Source organism: Arthrobacter sp. MDB1-55, assembly GCF_059092925.1.
Genome location: NZ_JBNHID010000001.1, coordinates 760,120 through 775,425 on the forward strand (window position 1 = coordinate 760,120; position 15,306 = coordinate 775,425).

Here is a 15,306-nt window from a genome sequence, read left to right on the forward strand (position 1 = left end):
CTCAAAGGAACCATGACACAGACGGACAACCAGCATTCGGCGCACCGCGCGAATAGCGACGACTCCGCCGGCAGGACCGACAAGCCGGCTCTGTGGCTGTGGTCGCAGTACGCGTTCGACTCGCTCGCCTGGATCGTGGCGGTCTTCCTTGCGCTGATTCTCCGCCTCGAACTCCTGGTCACCCAGATCAACGTTCCCGGAGCCGTCGCCATCTGTGCCGTGGCTGTCCTCTCACAGCTCATCATCGGCATCAGCTTTGCGCTGTACCGGGGGCGCTACGCGTTCGGCAGCTTCCACGAGGCGCGGCTGCTGGTCATCGTCACGGTGATCGTGTCGGTCATTCTGCTGCTCGTCAGCGTTGCTTTCATCAGTGTCATCCAGATACCGCGCAGTGTGGCGGTCATCGCCTTCCCGTTCGCCTGCATCTTCATGGCGTCGACGCGCTACCTCAAGCGGATGTACGTCGAGAGCAAGGCCAAGCCGGGTGATGACGCGCAGCGCACCTTGATCTATGGCGCGGGGTTCCTCGGCAAGTCGCTGGTCACCCGCATGATGCAGGACCGCGAATCCCCATACTTTCCGGTCGGCCTGATCGACGATGACCCTGCAAAGAAGCACTTGCGGCTGGCGACGGTACCCGTGCTGGGGCGGCTCGAGGACCTGCCCGACATCGCCAAACGCACACGCGCAACCGCCCTGGTCATTGCGTTCTCCGACGTCGAAGCCTCCCAGGTACGGCGGGTTTCGGACCTTGTGGACGGGCTGAACATGCGGGTGCTGGTTCTGCCTCCGTTGAGCGAGATGCTTGCCGGAGGGGGCGGCAAGGACCTGGCCGACTTCAGGGAGGTGGCAGTCGAGGACCTCATCGGCAGGCGACCAGTGGACATCCACCCTGATGAAGTCGCCGGGTACATAGCGGGCCGACGCGTGCTGGTGACCGGTGCCGGCGGTTCGATCGGTTCCGAGCTGTGCCGTCAGATCGCCGAGTTCAGTCCGGCGGAGCTGATCATGCTCGACCGGGACGAGACAGGACTCCAGACGACGCAGATCTCACTGACCGGCAGGGGACTGCTGACGGGACGGGACACCGTTCTCGCTGACATTCGGGAAGCGGACACACTCCGCGCAATCTTCCTGGACCGCAAGCCGGAAGTCGTCTTTCATGCAGCTGCGCTCAAGCACGTCTCCCTTCTCGAGCAGTATCCCGAGGAAGCGTGGAAGACCAATGTGCTCGGAACACTCAATGTCCTTCGCGCAGCCGAAGCGGCCGGAGTCAGCAACTTCGTGAACATCTCGACTGACAAGGCAGCCAACCCCACCAGCGTTCTCGGACATTCCAAGCGCGTGGCAGAGAAACTCACCGCCTGGACTGCCGGCGCGTCCGGCAAGCAGTACGTATCCGTCAGGTTCGGAAACGTCATTGGAAGCCGCGGGTCCATGCTGCCGCTCTTCACCGAGCAGATCCGGGTGGGCGGTCCCATCACCGTCACCGACCCGGAAGTCACCCGGTTCTTCATGACCATCCCCGAAGCGTGTCAGCTGGTCATTCAGGCTGGGGCCATCGGCAGGGGAGGGGAGGTGCTCATCCTGGACATGGGCGAACCGGTCAAGATCCTGGACGTGGCGCGACGCATGATCGCGATGTCCGGGAAGGATATCGACATCGTTTTCACCGGATTACGCAAGGGTGAAAAGCTGCATGAGGACCTGGTAGGCATCGACGAGGACGACTCCCGGCCACTCCATCCGAAGATTTCGCACACACGGGTGGCAGCGCTCGATCCGGCAATGCTGGACCTGCGGGACTGGAAAGCCAAGGGCGGCATCGAAGTATATTCGGAGCGTATCGACCCTCCGGCTGAAAAAGGGGCCTGACCATGCTGCTGTGGGTAGTCGTGGGTGCGGCCCTGCTGCTCAGTCTTCTCCTGCCGTTCGTGCTGAAGCCCATCCTCCAGAAGCTCGGAGTGCTCGACGTACCCAACGAGCGTTCTTCCCATACCTCCGTGGTGATCCGCGGGGTGGGGATTACCGTTGCGATCGGTATTTTCGTCGGGTTGTCATTGTCAATACTGACCGGTCTGGTTCCTGTCGACCGATCCATAGTTCTTATCATCCTCGCCATCGTGTCGGCTGCGGCGCTGCTCGGGTGGATTGAGGATTACAGGGGGCTGTCCATCCGCTCGCGTGCCCTGGTCCAGCTGGCGATCGGCGCTATCGGCACAGCCGCTCTCGCCTGGACCACTGAACAGTCGTTCTGGTGGATTCCGGTCGGTGCCCTTGCCGTTGCGGCCTACGTGAATGCTGCCAACTTCATGGACGGCATCAACGGGATCTCCGGGTTCCACGGCGTTCTGGTCGGAGTCTTCTACTCCGTTGCCGGCGCCATGGTGGGTCAGTTCTGGCTCACCGTCGCGGGCCTGGTGGTCGCCGCGGCTTTTGCCGGATTTCTTCCCTGGAATCTCGGGCGGGGTTTCGTCTTTCTGGGCGATGTCGGCAGCTACCTCCTGGGGGCATCCATCGCGGGAATGGCCGTGGCGGGATTGCTGGCAGGGGTCTACCTCGAGTATCTCTTCTCGCCCGTGCTGATCTATCTGGCTGACACCTTCATCACTTTCCTTCGGCGCGTCCGGGCGGGTGAACGCTGGTACGCATCGCATCGTGAGCACGTCTACCAGCGGCTCACGGACGTGGGACTCAGCCACGTGCAGGCAGCGCTCGTGGTCACCGTCAGCTCAGCGCTGGTCGGTGTTGCGGGCTTTGTGTTGGCCACCGCTCCGCCGCCGCTGGCAATCGCCTGTTCACTGTTTGCGGCGTCGGTTGTAGCGCTTTACATCTATTCCCCGAGAATTCTCGGCGGGCGGAGGACCGCTCAGGTTGTAGTTAGGTGAGGCAACTACCGCGGAAGGGTGATTTCTATCTGTTGTAGAATTTCATGGAACAGTCCGGCCAGTCTCGCCGGCTTTGCCACCCCTTGATGGACGGAACCCGATGAGTACACCAGACGCCTCGCGCGCCCGTGTGTCCGGCGTCCCCGCCTCAGGGCCCACGGATTCCTTGTGGCTGCGAATACTGCTGCGCTGCCTGGTTGTGACAGGTTCCACGCTCCTGGTCGCGGTCCTCGTGGCCGTACTGCTGCAGGGCATGAATGCTGCAGCAAGCGCTGCCTTTGGTTATGCAGTCGTCGCGCTTTTCTTCGGAGTAAGCCTGCTCATCGGCCACTTCGTGGGCAGGTCGAATCCCAGCGGAGCCCTCGGCATCTTCATCGTCACCTACGCCATCAAGGTGGTCGGTTTTGCCGGCGTCCTTTTCGTCATCGGCACGCCGGCGTGGCTTGAACGGGCCTGGTTCTTTGGATCCGCTGTCGGTGCTGTTGTCCTGTGGCAGGTCGTTGAGGTCGTGGTCTTCAGCCGTTCGCGTCACCAGCTTTACAACGAAGTTGATGGCCAGCCCTCCCGAGCGCAGGCGGTCGATGGGCGTGCCTAAGGACAATTCCAGCACTGGTGGGAACCAGGGAAATGACTTCGGGAACCCCGACGCACGCGGGCGATTCGGCGAGGGCGGATACAACGACGGCCTGGCCGTTTTCAGCTACATCATTGGCGGGATCCTCGTCTGGAGTTTGATAGGGTTGGGTCTGGACAATCTCCTGGGAACGCGTTGGTTCGCGCTCGCCGGGGGCCTCTTGGGTGCTGTGGGTGGTTTCTACCTCTCCTACAAGCACAACCTCACCCGATCCACATCTTCCGGTCCTGGTTCAGTGCCAGAACGCAAGCAGGGTTCGGAGGAAGGTCCCCAGAGTGACGTCAAATAACTTCATGCGTCGGAGCAGTAATGCTGTGCCCGATCTAACCACGCCCAACGATGGACACTGCAGAGAGGAAACGCGTTGATCGCGCTTGCGCTCCCCGCTCAAACCACCACTGAAGAGGGCTTCGTCCCACCCACGATCGAAGAAGCGCATCCGCCGAACATCCTTCCGTGGAACACCGAGTACGGCGTATGGTTCGCCCCGGGATTCGGCAAGCAGATGCTGCTCGTCATCCTGTCGGTCGTCCTCATCGGTGCCTTCTTCTACATTGCATCCCGTCGCGGCCAGCTGGTGCCCGGAAAGCTGCAGTTTGTTGGTGAAGCCGCCTACGGCTTCGTCCGCAACTCCATCGGCAAGGACATCATCGGCGGTCGCGACTTCCTGAAGTACGTCCCGTGGCTGTTCACCGCCTTCTTCTTCATCCTGGTGAACAACATTTTCGGCGCAGTTCCCCTGCTGCAGATCCCGAGTTTCTCCCACCCGGGCAGCGCCTACGCGATCGCCGCGATCTTCTATATTCTCTGGATCGCGGTCGGCGTAAAGAAGCACGGCCTGCGCTACTTCAAACTTGCGGTCGTCCCGTCGGGCGTCCCGTGGTACATCATGCCGCTCGTGGTGCCGATCGAAATCATCTCCAACTTCCTGGTTCGACCGGTCACACACTCCCTCCGTTTGTTCGCAACCATGCTGGCCGGCCACCTCATCGTCATGCTGGCGGGCAGCGCGATCGAATTCATGGCGCTCTCCGGCAACGTACTGCTGCAGGGGACCGGGCTCCTGGTTCTGGGCGGAGCGATCGCCATGTACATGCTCGAAGCTTTGATCATGGTCCTGCAGGCCTATGTGTTCACCCTGCTTGCCGCGATCTACATTGAGGGCGCGCTCCACGCGGACGCCCACTAACACGTAACAAAAGTCTTCCCCGCTGGGGATGATCCCAACCAACCTGCCGCATAGCGCGGCATCTTGAAAGGAAAAAAATGGAAGGCAATCTGAACCTCGTAGGTTACGGTCTCTCCGCAATCGGCGGTGGTATCGGTGTGGGCCTCGTGTTCGCCGCGTACATCAACGGTGTTGCTCGTCAGCCCGAAGCACAGCGCGTGCTGCAGCCAATCGCATTCCTTGGTCTCGCACTGACCGAAGCCCTCGCCATTCTCGGTCTGGTCTTCGCCTTCGTACTCTAGAAGAGTCGCTGGTCAACCAAACGGACTAGTTGTAGAAAGACGGGTGAAACATGGATAACGCAGTCATACTTGCAGCCGAAAGCCCCCTCGCACCCAACCTGTGGGAGTTGCTGGTCACGGTCGCGGGCTTCGCTGTACTGATGTACATCGTTATCAAGTTCGTCATGCCGGCGTTTGAAAAGACGTTTGCAGAGCGGACTGAGGCCATTGAAGGCGGCATCGCGAAGGCGGAGGCCGCACAGGCCGAGGCCAACGCAGCGCGCGAGGAGTACAAGCAGCAACTCCTGGACGCTCGCACTGAGGCTAATCGCATTCGCGAGGAAGCACGTGCAGAAGGCGCCCAGATCCTGGCTGAGCTCAAGGAGAAGGCTGTCGTGGAAGCGACCCGCATCTCCGCGCAGGCTGAGGCTCAGATCGAGGCGGACCGCCAGGCAGCAGTAGTTTCGCTGCGTGCAGAGGTCGGAACCCTCGCCACCGAGTTGGCCAGCCGAATCGTTGGCGAGTCCCTGGCCGACGACGCACGTTCAGCTCGCGTCGTCGATCGTTTCCTCGCTGACCTGGAGGCGCAGTCCGCTACCCAGAGCGCAGGTGCAGCCAAATAATGGCAGGCGTATCAAGCCAGTCCCTCACGGCGGCACAGCTGGAGCTCGAACCCCGCCTTCGGTCAGCGTCGCTGGTCCTGGCGGAGGAGCTCTTCGGAGTGCTCGATACTCTCGACAGCAATGCGGGACTCCGCCGTGCCCTGACGGATCCCAACCGTGAAGGCGAGGACAAGGTTTCCCTTGCAACACGGTTGTTCGCGGGTCGGGTTTCCCCCGAGGCTGGGGAAATCCTCCGGGATCTTGTAGCCCGCCGCTGGGCCAAGCCCCGTGACCTCGGGGATGCGTTGGAAGCACTTGCTGCGACCGTCGCCATCGCGGTGGCGGAAAACAGGGGACAGGGAATTCTGGGCCTCGAGGGTCTGGAGAACGATCTTTTCTCCTTCCTGAGTGTCGTTGAGTCGAACCACGATCTCCAGCGCGCGCTGTCGGAGCCCCAGGCTGCCGGATCTTCCAAGGTGGCACTTGCCCTGAAGCTCGTTCCCGCGGCTGGAGATGAAGCGCGGCTGCTGATTCGCCAGGCGGTTCTTTCGCCCCGCGGGCTGCGTCCTTCTGCATTGGTGGAACGCTTCATTGAGCTCGTGGCCCTGCGCCAGGAGCGGTGGATTGCTCACGTCAGCGTCACCCGTCCGCTGTCTGATGAGCAGTACGCACGTCTTCAGGCCGGGTTGAACTCACTGTACGGGCGGGACCTCAAAATCAATGTGACCGTGAATCCGCTCCTCGTGGGTGGCGTTCGCGTCAAGGTGGGCGACGAAGTGGTGGACGCCACGGCGGTAACCCGCCTGTCCGAACTCCGCCGGAAAATGGCTGTTTAGCCTCGGGCTACGGCAACGCTGAAGCTCGCGGGCTTCGACACAGACGAATACAACACCGGTCGCCGCCACCCGCGGTGATCACAACACAGGAGAGCAGGGACTGCAGATGGCCGAATTGACCATCAACGCCGACGACGTCCGTAATGCGTTGAACGAGTTCGCGGCGTCCTACGAACCCGGAAACGCGGAGCGGGTCGAAGTCGGCCGCGTAACAACCGCAAGCGACGGCATCGCCAGGGTAGAGGGCCTTCCCTCCGTCATGGCGAACGAGCTGCTGCGCTTCGAAGACGGCACTCTGGGCCTCGCCCAGAACCTCGACACCCGTGAGATCGGCGTCGTCGTCCTCGGTGACTACACCGGCATCGAAGAAGGCCAGGAAGTACACCGCACCGGAGAGATTCTCTCCGTGCCCGTCGGTGACGCATTCCTCGGCCGCGTAGTCGACCCGCTGGGACAGCCCATCGACGATCTCGGTGAAATCAAGGCGGAGGCGCGTCGCGCGCTCGAGCTTCAGGCGCCTGGTGTCACCCAGCGTAAGTCGGTACACGAGCCGATGCAGACCGGGCTCAAGGCTATCGACGCAATGATTCCGATCGGTCGCGGTCAGCGCCAGCTCATCATCGGTGACCGCCAGACCGGCAAGACCGCGATCGCCGTGGACACGATCATCAACCAGAAGGCCAACTGGGAGTCCGGAGACGTCCAGAAGCAGGTTCGCTGCATCTACGTCGCCATCGGTCAGAAGGCCTCGACGATCGCTGCTGTTCGTCAGACCCTCGAAGACAAGGGTGCCCTGGAGTACACCACCATCGTGGCTTCTCCGGCGTCTGACCCCGCAGGCTTCAAGTACCTTGCACCCTACGCAGGCTCGGCCATCGGCCAGCACTGGATGTACGGCGGCAAGCACGTTCTGATCATCTTTGATGACCTGTCGAAGCAGGCGGAAGCCTACCGCGCTGTGTCTCTCCTGCTGCGTCGTCCGCCGGGACGCGAAGCCTACCCGGGCGACGTCTTCTACCTGCACTCCCGTCTGCTGGAGCGTTGTGCCAAGCTCTCTGACGAGCTCGGCGCAGGTTCGATGACCGGTCTTCCGCTCATCGAGACCAAGGCGAATGACGTATCGGCCTACATCCCGACCAACGTCATCTCCATTACGGACGGTCAGATCTTCCTCCAGTCGGATCTGTTCAACGCCAATCAGCGTCCTGCCGTAGACGTGGGTGTGTCAGTGTCCCGCGTAGGCGGTGCCGCTCAGGTGAAGGCGATGAAGAAGGTTTCGGGTACTTTGAAGCTCGATCTCGCCCAGTACCGTGACATGCAGGCCTTTGCGATGTTCGCCTCGGACCTGGATGCCGCTTCTCGTCAGCAGCTGACGCGTGGTGCCCGCCTGATGGAGCTCCTGAAGCAGGGCCAGTACGCACCGTTCCCGGTGGAGGAGCAGGTTGTTTCAATCTGGGCCGGCACCAACGGTTACCTTGACGATGTTCCGGTTGAGGACATCCGCAAGTTCGAGTCCCGTTTCCTGGAGCACCTGCGCCACAAGTCCTCTGTGCTGACGACAATCGGGCAGACCAACCTGCTCGAGGACTCCACTGTCCAGGAGCTGAAGACCCACATCACGGACTTCAAGCAGGGCTTCTTCAATGAGGGCCATGACGGTCTTGTTGCGGGGCACGAGGAATACAGCCCGCTCGACGAGGGCGCTGTGGACCAGGAAAAGATCGTCAAGCAGAAGCGCTAACGGCACGGGCGTCCGCGCATAGCGCGCGGACGCCCGGCGCCTGAGCCGTAGTGCCTTCACGGGACTACGAAGGAAAGGACAAGTATGGGAGCCCAGATCCGGGTCTACCGCCAGAAGATCGTGTCGACGACGTCGATGCGGAAGATCTTCAAGGCGATGGAACTGATCGCCACCTCTCGCATTGGCAAGGCGCGCGCACGCGTATCCTCGTCACTGCCCTATGCCAACGCAATCACCCGCGCAGTTTCCGCTGTGGCGTCGCAGTCCGAGATCGATCACCCGCTGACCACCGAGCCGGAGCAGATTCGGCGTGCGGCAGTGCTCATTCTTACCTCGGACAGAGGCCTGGCGGGCTCCTATTCCGCCACCGTGCTGAAGCAGGCAGAATCCCTCATCGAGCTGTTGCGCGAGGAGGGCAAGGAAGTCAAGACCTACCTGATTGGACGCAAGGCCCAGGCGTATTTCGACTTCCGCAGCCGGCCGTACGAGCAGGTGTGGACCGGAGGCACGGATGCACCGGAGTTCGAGACTGCACGCGAGGTGGGTCAGGTGCTCCTAGAACAGTTCGGGACGGATTTCGAAGACGGTGGCGTCGATGAGATCCATGTCGTCTACACCCGCTTCCGTTCGATGGTCACCCAGGAACCGACAGTCATCCGACTGTTGCCACTGGAGGTCGTGGAAGAGGAAGCCACCAGCGAATCGGAAATCCTTCCGCTGTACGAGTACGAGCCGGAACCCGAGCGGGTGCTGGATGCTTTGCTTCCGCGATACATCGAGTCCCGGATCTTCGCAGCGCTGCTCCAGGCGGCTGCGAGCGAGCTGGCGGCCCGTCAGCGCGCTATGAAGTCGGCGGGCGACAACGCCACTGAACTGATCAAAAAGTACACGCGCCTTCGCAACACCGCCCGCCAGGCGGAGATCACGCAGGAGCTCTCGGAGATCGTGGCGGGCGCGGACGCACTGAGCGCGTCCTGACCCCCAGCCTCCGCGGATCCCTCCGGGTCCCACCCCGCACTACTATTAGCACCACGCCATCTACCGAATGAAGTGAGAGAGATGACTGCCCAGACTGTTGAGAACAGTACGGACTCAGTTGCCCCCGGCGCGACCGGCCGCATTGCCCGTGTCATCGGCCCGGTTGTCGACGTCGAGTTCCCGGCTGACGCCATTCCCGCCATCTACAACGCGCTGACCACCGAGGTGACCCTCAACGGCCAGACACACACGATCACCTTCGAGACCTCGCAGCACCTCGGCGACAACCTGGTTCGCGCGATCTCCCTGCAGGCAACTGACGGCCTTGTTCGCGGCACCGTCGTGCAGGACACCGGGGCAGCCATCTCGGTTCCCGTCGGTGACGGGGTCAAGGGTCACATCTTCAACGTCCTGGGCAAGCCCCTCGACGTCGAAGAGTCCCAGCTCCAGATCACCGAGCGCTGGCCGATTCACCGTAAGGCTCCGTCCTTCGCGTCCCTCGAAGGCTCCACCGAGATGCTCGAGACGGGCATCAAGAGCATCGACCTTCTAACCCCGTACATCAAGGGTGGAAAGATCGGACTGTTCGGTGGCGCGGGCGTCGGCAAGACCGTCCTCATTCAGGAAATGATCACGCGTGTTGCACGTAACTTCGGTGGTACCTCGGTATTCGCCGGTGTCGGTGAGCGCACCCGTGAAGGTAACGACCTCTGGGTTGAAATGGAAGAGGCAGGCGTCCTGAAGGACACGGCCCTTGTGTTCGGCCAGATGGATGAGCCGCCGGGCACGCGTCTGCGCGTAGCACTGTCGGCACTGACCATGGCGGAGTACTTCCGCGATGTTCAGAAGCAGGACGTGCTGCTCTTCATTGACAACATCTTCCGCTTCACCCAGGCCGGTTCCGAGGTTTCGACCCTGCTGGGCCGCATGCCTTCCGCCGTTGGCTACCAGCCCAACCTGGCAGACGAGATGGGCCTCCTGCAGGAGCGCATCACGTCCACCAAGGGTCACTCGATCACCTCGATGCAGGCCATCTATGTCCCTGCAGACGATTACACCGACCCTGCTCCGGCCACCACCTTCGCGCACCTGGATGCAACCACGGAGCTCTCGCGCGAAATCGCGTCGCGCGGCCTGTACCCCGCTATCGATCCGCTGACCTCGACTTCGCGAATCCTCGATCCGCAGTACATCGGTCACGATCACTACAACACTGCAGTCCGCGTCAAGCAGATCCTGCAGAAGAACAAGGAACTCCAGGACATCATTGCGATCCTGGGCGTGGACGAACTGTCTGAAGAAGACAAGATCGTCGTCTCCCGTGCTCGCCGTATCCAGCAGTTCCTGTCCCAGAACACCTACACCGCGAAGCAGTTCACGGGTGTTGAGGGCTCCACCGTGAGCATCAAGGACACCATCGAGGGCTTCAATGCGATTTGCAACGGTGACCTCGATCACATCGCGGAGCAGGCATTCTTCAACATCGGCGGCCTGGACGACGTCGAGCGCCAGTGGGCACGGATCCAAGAGCAGAGCGGAAAGTAAGCCCCCATGGCTGAACTTGAAGTTGAAATCGTCGCGGCGGATCACTTCGTGTGGTCCGGCGCTGCGACCATGGTCAAGGCCCGTACAGCTGACGGTGAGATCGGGATCCTTCCCGGCCACTCTCCGGTACTGGCTATCCTCGCCGAAGGCGAACTCGCCATCCAGCCGGTGTCAGGCGAACGCCTGACCGTGGGCGTGGATGGGGGCTTCTTCTCCGTGGACAGCAACCGTGTGGTGATTGTTGCCGACAACGCCAGGATCGGCGGTTCAGTGACCGCAGACGCAAAGTAGCGTAGAGCCTGATGGACGGTATCGATCTGACGTTCATCACGCTCGCAGTGCTCTTTGCCCTGCTGGTGCTCGTGATCGGCGCTTTCTGTCTTCGGCGCTATCAGTTACGCACGGCTCTCGGGACGTTCGACGCCTCCATCCGCCTCCCTAACAAGGGATGGCGGGTGGGGGTTTGTCGGTATACGGACAAGCACCTGGAGTGGCTGCGGTTGGTCTCGCTGAGCCCACGGCCCAGGCACCGCTACCTGCGAAGCTCGCTTGAGTTGAAGGGACGGCGTGCGCCTACGGAGGCCGAGAAGGCGGCCATTCCAGCGGACGCCGTGGTCGTAACCCTCAGTTACGAGGGGACCGAAGTGCTCCTCGCAATGAAGTTCGACGTCTATGCGGGTCTCTCATCCTGGCTTGAAGCCGGCCCGGTCATCGGAATCGGAACCTGGCGTTAACGGCCCGGCGGCCGCAACGCCTCCCGCACTGGTAAAGCCTATGGAAACCCGTTAAATAGTCAGGGCCCCCGCACAAGTGGGGGCCCTGACTATTTGCGCTGGAACGAGTTACAGGGCGGTGACGCCGGTAGCCTGGGGGCCCTTGGCGCCCTGGCCGATCTCGAACTGTACACGCTGGTTTTCATCAAGAGTCCGGAATCCGCCGGTCTGGATTTCGGAGTAGTGAACAAAAACATCGCCTTCGGAGTCGTCCGGCGTGATGAAGCCGAAGCCCTTCTCAGCGTTGAACCACTTGACGGTTCCCTGTGCCATTTATATTTCTCCTCATAATGGAACAAATTTCCAGTCGGCACACTGTGCGCCGACCGCGAGTTACTTCGCGGAAATTCCATCGAGGACAAGAATTACCTTGTGCCGTACGAGAAACTTCACGCTCGCAACCTGTCTTGCGAGCATGAAAACCACGTACACAAAGACTGAAATAAGCATCACATAGCCGTATGCACTGGTCAACGGACAATCCGACGATTAAACCGATTGTTAAGCCGAAATTCGAATATCTGGCTGAACAGCCACGCGCTAACCGGTTCAAACCTGACTATTGACAGCCAGAATCAGCGGCGACGCCGTTAGAACAGACGGGAATCGACGTCGTCCACGCCGCGCATTGCATCGTAATCGAGGGTGAGGCAGTCGATGCCGCGATCCTGAGCGAGTACCCGTGCCTGGGGCTTGATCTGCTGCGCAGCAAACACGCCCTTGACCGGAGCCATGAGGGGGTCGCGATTGAGCAACTCCAAGTACCGGGTCAACTGCTCCACCCCGTCGATGTCGCCCCGACGCTTCAATTCGATGGCCACAGTACGGCCCTGTCCGTCCCTGGCGAGAATATCGACCGGCCCGATAGCAGTCATGTATTCACGGCGGATGAGTGAATAGCCATCCCCGAGGAGAGAGATCTGCTCGGCGAGCAGGCGCTGCAGGTCAGCTTCGACGCCGTCCTTGACCAGTCCGGGGTCCACTCCGAGGTCATGGGAACTTTCGTGAAGTAGTTCGTGAATGCTGATGACCAGGCGGTCATCACTCTTGGCATGCTGAACGTTCCAGGTCTCGGTCACGCCAAGCTCGATGTCCTCGGCCGCGGGCTCGACAATGCGGAGGGTGGCAGGCGGGCTCATCCAGTTCAACGGCTTGTAGGAGCCGCCGTCGGAATGCACCAGCACCGATCCATCGGCTTTGACCATCAGGAGCCGGGTGGCGAGCGGAAGGTGGGCGCGAAGGCGACCGATGTAATCGACTGAGCAGCGGGCTATGACTAAACGCACCCTTGGCACTTTACCGGCCCGTCGGTGGTTTCCTGATCATCGAGCACTCGGTGCAGACTGGTTCCATGCCCCGATCCAACCAGCCGCGCAAGCCCCGCGGACAGCCGCGCCGCAAGTGGGCCGACGCCCCGGAACTGGATCTTGAGAGGGCGCGCGCCGGCATCCCGACGAGGGAGTCTGCGCCCGACGGCGTGTGGTCGGTGAGGCGCATCACTGAACAGAACGCCGCGAAGCACTACCTGTGCCCCGGTTGCCACCGCGACATTCCGCCCGGCGTCGCGCATCTGGTGGCGTGGCAGGAAGATTCCCTGTTCGGAGCTGAAACGGCGCTTGCGGACCGGCGCCACTGGCATCTGACGTGCTGGCGCACCCGACGCTCCGGATAGCCAAGCCCTCGCCGTTACCGCGGACGACCGCGCTCCATCGGTAGACTCGACCAGATGACAAGCGCAGAGCCGGCCTACCAGTTTTCCGACAGCCCCGAACCCACGAGGATCCGTCCGGGCACCGTTCTGCCGGCAATCCGGCGCAACATTGAGCTCACCACGGCGGACGGCAAGACGCTGGTGGGGGAGTTCGCCGCACCCGAGGGCAAGACGCCGGCGGCCACGCTCGTGACGCTGCACCCACTGCCCACGGCCGGCGGATTCATGGACTCCCACGTCTACCGCAAGGCCTCGTTCCGGCTTCCCGCGATGGCAGACATCGCGGTCCTCCGGTTCAACACCAGGGGAACCTGTTCCCCGCGCGGCTGCAGCGACGGCGAGTTCGACGGCGGCGGGCTGGAACGGCACGATCTCGAAGCTGCCGTGCACTGGGCGGTCAACGAGGGACTGACCAACGTGTGGCTGGTCGGCTGGAGTTTCGGCACCGAGCTGTGCCTGAAGTATGGCGCGCGCGAACCGGTCGCCGAGCTGATCGAGGGTGCAGTGCTGCTCTCCCCGCCACTCCACCGCGCGGTCGACGCGGACCTTGACTCCTGGGCTGCAGCGGAGCTTCCGCTGCATGTCCTCGTACCGGAGCACGATGATTACCTGCAGCCCCCGGAAGCCGCCGAGCGTTTCGCTAGGATTCCGCAGGCCAAGGTGGTGGGCGTCGACGGGGCGAAGCATCTCTGGGTGGGGGAGAAGTTCGTGAGCCGGGTGCTGGAGGAGATTGCGGGCGTCGTACTCTCGCGGCCGGTGACCCTCCCGACTGAATGGGACGGACCGGCGGCAAGCGCCGACTAACGGTTGATCAGCCGTGGTTACTGGTTGTCCTGGCGCGCGATGAAGACCTCTTTGAGGAGCAGCATCGCACCCGCCGCCAGGGGGATGGCAATGAGCGCGCCAAGCACGCCCAGCAGGGTTCCGCCCGCGATCACCGCGATGACGGCGACCGCGCCCGGTACTGCGACTGCCTTCTGCATGATGCGCGGCGAAATGAAGTAGGCCTCCACCTGCAGATAGGCCACATACAGCACCGCGAACAGGGCCGCGGTCTGCCAGCTCACCGTCAGCGCCACGAGGCTGACGACGACGGCGGCAATCACCGCGCCGACCAACGGAATGAACGCCAGCATCGCGACGATAAATGCGAGCAGCACGGAGAATGGAACGTCCGCGATCGACATGAAGATGAACGCGAAGGAGGCGTTCAGAAGGGCGACGCAGGCCTGGCCGATCACGTAGTTGCCGACGCTGCGGGTGATTTCTTCCGAGAGCCTCTCAACACGGGCGCGCCGGGATCGCGGGGCAAGGCGGTAGGCCCACTTCTTCATCGCGGGCAGCGACGCAAGGAAGTACAGGGTCAGGACGAGGATCACGAGGACGCCGAACAGGCTGTTGAGGATGACGGTTCCAACTCCCAGAACCCCGCCGAAGATGCCGCCCACCGCTTCGGAGTCGGCGAAGAACCTGTTCACTTCGTCGGTGACGCGCTCGCGCACCTCGAATTGCTGGTCCACAGTCTGGAAGAAGTCGGACGCGAGGAAGTCCCGGGCATAGCCGGGCGCACGCTCCACGAGCTGGGTCGTCTGCGAAACGATCGTGGGAATCAGGACCGCGAAGAAACCGACGATGATCCCCACGAGCATGAGCAGGGCGAGGAAGATGCCGGCGGGGCGCGGAACGCCTCTGCCTTCCAGCCACCGCACGATCGGGTCGAGCCCGAGTGCAATGAAGAGTGCGGCACCGATCCAGACAAGCAGCTGGCCGACGTTGGTGATCATGAAGTACGCCAGGAGCGCCAGCCCGGCACCGACACTGGCCATGAAACCGAAATGGATGGGGTGCTGCCGCATCGAGCGCGGCTGTGGGCCGCCGAACTTCAAGCGCTCATCGCTGATGCTGACGGATTCGTCGACTGGAATGTCGTCGCTGCGCTCGGGCGGAAACTCGAAACGCGGGCGGGGCTGCGCGACCGGAACCATGTGCCGCAACCGGGTCACGGCGAAGCCAAGACCCCGGCGCCGGACCTGCGGGCGGGCCGGCGCAGCTTCCCCTGCGTCGGCCGGCTCAGGCTGCGTCTGGTCCACTGACGACGCCGGACGCGGCAGAGGTTCGCCGACCGGCACGTCCTCGTGTTCACTCACGT

18 protein-coding genes are annotated in these 15,306 nt (G+C 62.3%); 15 read left to right on the top strand and 3 right to left on the bottom strand.

From position 1 onward, the window contains the following. Window positions 1–12 precede the first annotated feature (12 nt). The 13 genes from AC5RU3_RS03660 to AC5RU3_RS03720 all read left to right on the top strand — a co-directional run bounded on the left by AC5RU3_RS03660 (window position 13) and on the right by AC5RU3_RS03720 (window position 11,407). The gene (locus AC5RU3_RS03660; RefSeq protein ID WP_493964886.1) at window positions 13–1,875 is read left to right on the top strand and encodes a polysaccharide biosynthesis protein; all 1,863 of its coding nucleotides are present in this window, start codon (window positions 13–15) and stop codon (window positions 1,873–1,875) included. Window positions 1,876–1,877: 2 nt separating this feature from the next. Next, window positions 1,878–2,888 (top strand): MraY family glycosyltransferase, encoded by a 1,011-nt coding sequence (locus AC5RU3_RS03665; RefSeq protein ID WP_309072057.1) that lies wholly within the window; start codon window positions 1,878–1,880, stop codon window positions 2,886–2,888. Window positions 2,889–2,988: 100 nt separating this feature from the next. Next, window positions 2,989–3,483 carry a Cg1360 family ATP-synthase-associated protein gene (locus tag AC5RU3_RS03670; RefSeq protein ID WP_309072058.1) on the top strand — a complete coding sequence of 165 codons (495 nt, stop codon included), beginning with the start codon at window positions 2,989–2,991 and terminating at the stop codon, window positions 3,481–3,483. Further along, window positions 3,470–3,811 carry a hypothetical protein gene (locus AC5RU3_RS03675; protein WP_375164403.1) on the top strand — a complete coding sequence of 114 codons (342 nt, stop codon included), beginning with the start codon at window positions 3,470–3,472 and terminating at the stop codon, window positions 3,809–3,811. Before AC5RU3_RS03670 ends, AC5RU3_RS03675 begins: the two co-directional genes overlap by 14 nt. Before the next feature lie 75 nt (window positions 3,812–3,886). Next, window positions 3,887–4,711: a F0F1 ATP synthase subunit A gene (gene atpB / locus AC5RU3_RS03680; protein ID WP_493964887.1), complete on the top strand. Its 825-nt coding sequence runs from the start codon at window positions 3,887–3,889 to the stop codon at window positions 4,709–4,711. A gap of 77 nt (window positions 4,712–4,788) precedes the next feature. After that, entirely contained in the window at window positions 4,789–4,992 is a 204-nt protein-coding gene (atpE, locus tag AC5RU3_RS03685) for an ATP synthase F0 subunit C (RefSeq protein ID WP_009356484.1), read from the top strand. 50 nt (window positions 4,993–5,042) lie between these two features. Next, entirely contained in the window at window positions 5,043–5,594 is a 552-nt protein-coding gene (locus AC5RU3_RS03690; RefSeq protein WP_309072061.1) for a F0F1 ATP synthase subunit B, read from the top strand. Next, window positions 5,594–6,409: a F0F1 ATP synthase subunit delta gene (locus tag AC5RU3_RS03695; protein WP_493964888.1), complete on the top strand. Its 816-nt coding sequence runs from the start codon at window positions 5,594–5,596 to the stop codon at window positions 6,407–6,409. The genes AC5RU3_RS03690 and AC5RU3_RS03695 overlap by 1 nt, the downstream gene beginning before the upstream one ends. A 106-nt stretch (window positions 6,410–6,515) precedes the next feature. Then, window positions 6,516–8,150, top strand: coding sequence for a F0F1 ATP synthase subunit alpha (gene atpA, locus AC5RU3_RS03700; RefSeq protein ID WP_309072063.1), 1,635 nt, complete (start codon window positions 6,516–6,518; stop codon window positions 8,148–8,150). A gap of 84 nt (window positions 8,151–8,234) precedes the next feature. Continuing rightward, window positions 8,235–9,128, top strand: a complete 894-nt coding sequence (locus tag AC5RU3_RS03705; protein ID WP_309072064.1) for a F0F1 ATP synthase subunit gamma — start codon at window positions 8,235–8,237, stop codon at window positions 9,126–9,128. Window positions 9,129–9,209: 81 nt separating this feature from the next. After that, window positions 9,210–10,673, top strand: a complete 1,464-nt coding sequence (gene atpD, locus AC5RU3_RS03710) for a F0F1 ATP synthase subunit beta (protein ID WP_309072065.1) — start codon at window positions 9,210–9,212, stop codon at window positions 10,671–10,673. Window positions 10,674–10,679: 6 nt separating this feature from the next. After that, complete coding sequence (locus AC5RU3_RS03715; RefSeq protein WP_204531162.1) at window positions 10,680–10,964, top strand: F0F1 ATP synthase subunit epsilon; 285 nt, start codon at window positions 10,680–10,682, stop codon at window positions 10,962–10,964. A gap of 11 nt (window positions 10,965–10,975) precedes the next feature. Further along, window positions 10,976–11,407, top strand: a complete 432-nt coding sequence (locus tag AC5RU3_RS03720; RefSeq protein ID WP_309072215.1) for a DUF2550 domain-containing protein — start codon at window positions 10,976–10,978, stop codon at window positions 11,405–11,407. Between the two features lie 108 nt (window positions 11,408–11,515). Here AC5RU3_RS03720 and AC5RU3_RS03725 read toward each other — a convergent pair whose 3' ends face one another. After that, window positions 11,516–11,719, bottom strand: coding sequence for a cold-shock protein (locus tag AC5RU3_RS03725; protein ID WP_026545871.1), 204 nt, complete (start codon window positions 11,717–11,719; stop codon window positions 11,516–11,518). Window positions 11,720–12,036: 317 nt separating this feature from the next. Continuing rightward, window positions 12,037–12,732 carry an endonuclease NucS gene (gene nucS / locus AC5RU3_RS03730; RefSeq protein WP_309072214.1) on the bottom strand — a complete coding sequence of 232 codons (696 nt, stop codon included), beginning with the start codon at window positions 12,730–12,732 and terminating at the stop codon, window positions 12,037–12,039. 65 nt (window positions 12,733–12,797) lie between these two features. Here nucS and AC5RU3_RS03735 point away from each other — a divergent pair, with 65 nt between their 5' ends. Together AC5RU3_RS03735 and AC5RU3_RS03740 are read left to right on the top strand one after the other, a co-directional pair. Beyond that, the gene (locus tag AC5RU3_RS03735) at window positions 12,798–13,118 is read left to right on the top strand and encodes an Rv1322 family protein (protein ID WP_309072213.1); all 321 of its coding nucleotides are present in this window, start codon (window positions 12,798–12,800) and stop codon (window positions 13,116–13,118) included. A 54-nt stretch (window positions 13,119–13,172) separates the two neighbouring features. Then, a complete protein-coding gene (locus AC5RU3_RS03740) occupies window positions 13,173–13,961 on the top strand; it encodes an alpha/beta hydrolase (RefSeq protein WP_309124431.1) in 789 nt (262 codons plus the stop codon). Window positions 13,962–13,978: 17 nt separating this feature from the next. Here the strand turns inward: AC5RU3_RS03740 and AC5RU3_RS03745 are convergent, their stop codons facing one another. Then, on the bottom strand, window positions 13,979–15,304 hold the full coding sequence (locus tag AC5RU3_RS03745) for an AI-2E family transporter (protein ID WP_375164846.1): 1,326 nt from the start codon (window positions 15,302–15,304) through the stop codon (window positions 13,979–13,981). Window positions 15,305–15,306: the final 2 nt, after the last annotated feature.

Excerpts from the sequence above, each read along its gene's own strand:
- AC5RU3_RS03690 (WP_309072061.1), top strand. The coding sequence starts at position 5,043 with ATGGATAACGCAGTCATACTTGCAGCCGAAAGCCCCCTCGCACCCAAC.
- AC5RU3_RS03740 (WP_309124431.1), top strand. The coding sequence starts at position 13,173 with ATGACAAGCGCAGAGCCGGCCTACCAGTTTTCCGACAGCCCCGAACCC.
- AC5RU3_RS03675 (WP_375164403.1), top strand. The coding sequence starts at position 3,470 with ATGGGCGTGCCTAAGGACAATTCCAGCACTGGTGGGAACCAGGGAAAT.
- atpD (WP_309072065.1), top strand. The coding sequence starts at position 9,210 with ATGACTGCCCAGACTGTTGAGAACAGTACGGACTCAGTTGCCCCCGGC.
- AC5RU3_RS03715 (WP_204531162.1), top strand. The coding sequence starts at position 10,680 with ATGGCTGAACTTGAAGTTGAAATCGTCGCGGCGGATCACTTCGTGTGG.
- AC5RU3_RS03720 (WP_309072215.1), top strand. The coding sequence starts at position 10,976 with ATGGACGGTATCGATCTGACGTTCATCACGCTCGCAGTGCTCTTTGCC.
- AC5RU3_RS03725 (WP_026545871.1), bottom strand. The coding sequence starts at position 11,719 with ATGGCACAGGGAACCGTCAAGTGGTTCAACGCTGAGAAGGGCTTCGGC.
- AC5RU3_RS03670 (WP_309072058.1), top strand. The coding sequence starts at position 2,989 with ATGAGTACACCAGACGCCTCGCGCGCCCGTGTGTCCGGCGTCCCCGCC.
- atpE (WP_009356484.1), top strand. The coding sequence starts at position 4,789 with ATGGAAGGCAATCTGAACCTCGTAGGTTACGGTCTCTCCGCAATCGGC.
- AC5RU3_RS03660 (WP_493964886.1), top strand. The coding sequence starts at position 13 with ATGACACAGACGGACAACCAGCATTCGGCGCACCGCGCGAATAGCGAC.
- AC5RU3_RS03735 (WP_309072213.1), top strand. The coding sequence starts at position 12,798 with ATGCCCCGATCCAACCAGCCGCGCAAGCCCCGCGGACAGCCGCGCCGC.
- atpA (WP_309072063.1), top strand. The coding sequence starts at position 6,516 with ATGGCCGAATTGACCATCAACGCCGACGACGTCCGTAATGCGTTGAAC.
- AC5RU3_RS03705 (WP_309072064.1), top strand. The coding sequence starts at position 8,235 with ATGGGAGCCCAGATCCGGGTCTACCGCCAGAAGATCGTGTCGACGACG.
- AC5RU3_RS03665 (WP_309072057.1), top strand. The coding sequence starts at position 1,878 with ATGCTGCTGTGGGTAGTCGTGGGTGCGGCCCTGCTGCTCAGTCTTCTC.
- AC5RU3_RS03695 (WP_493964888.1), top strand. The coding sequence starts at position 5,594 with ATGGCAGGCGTATCAAGCCAGTCCCTCACGGCGGCACAGCTGGAGCTC.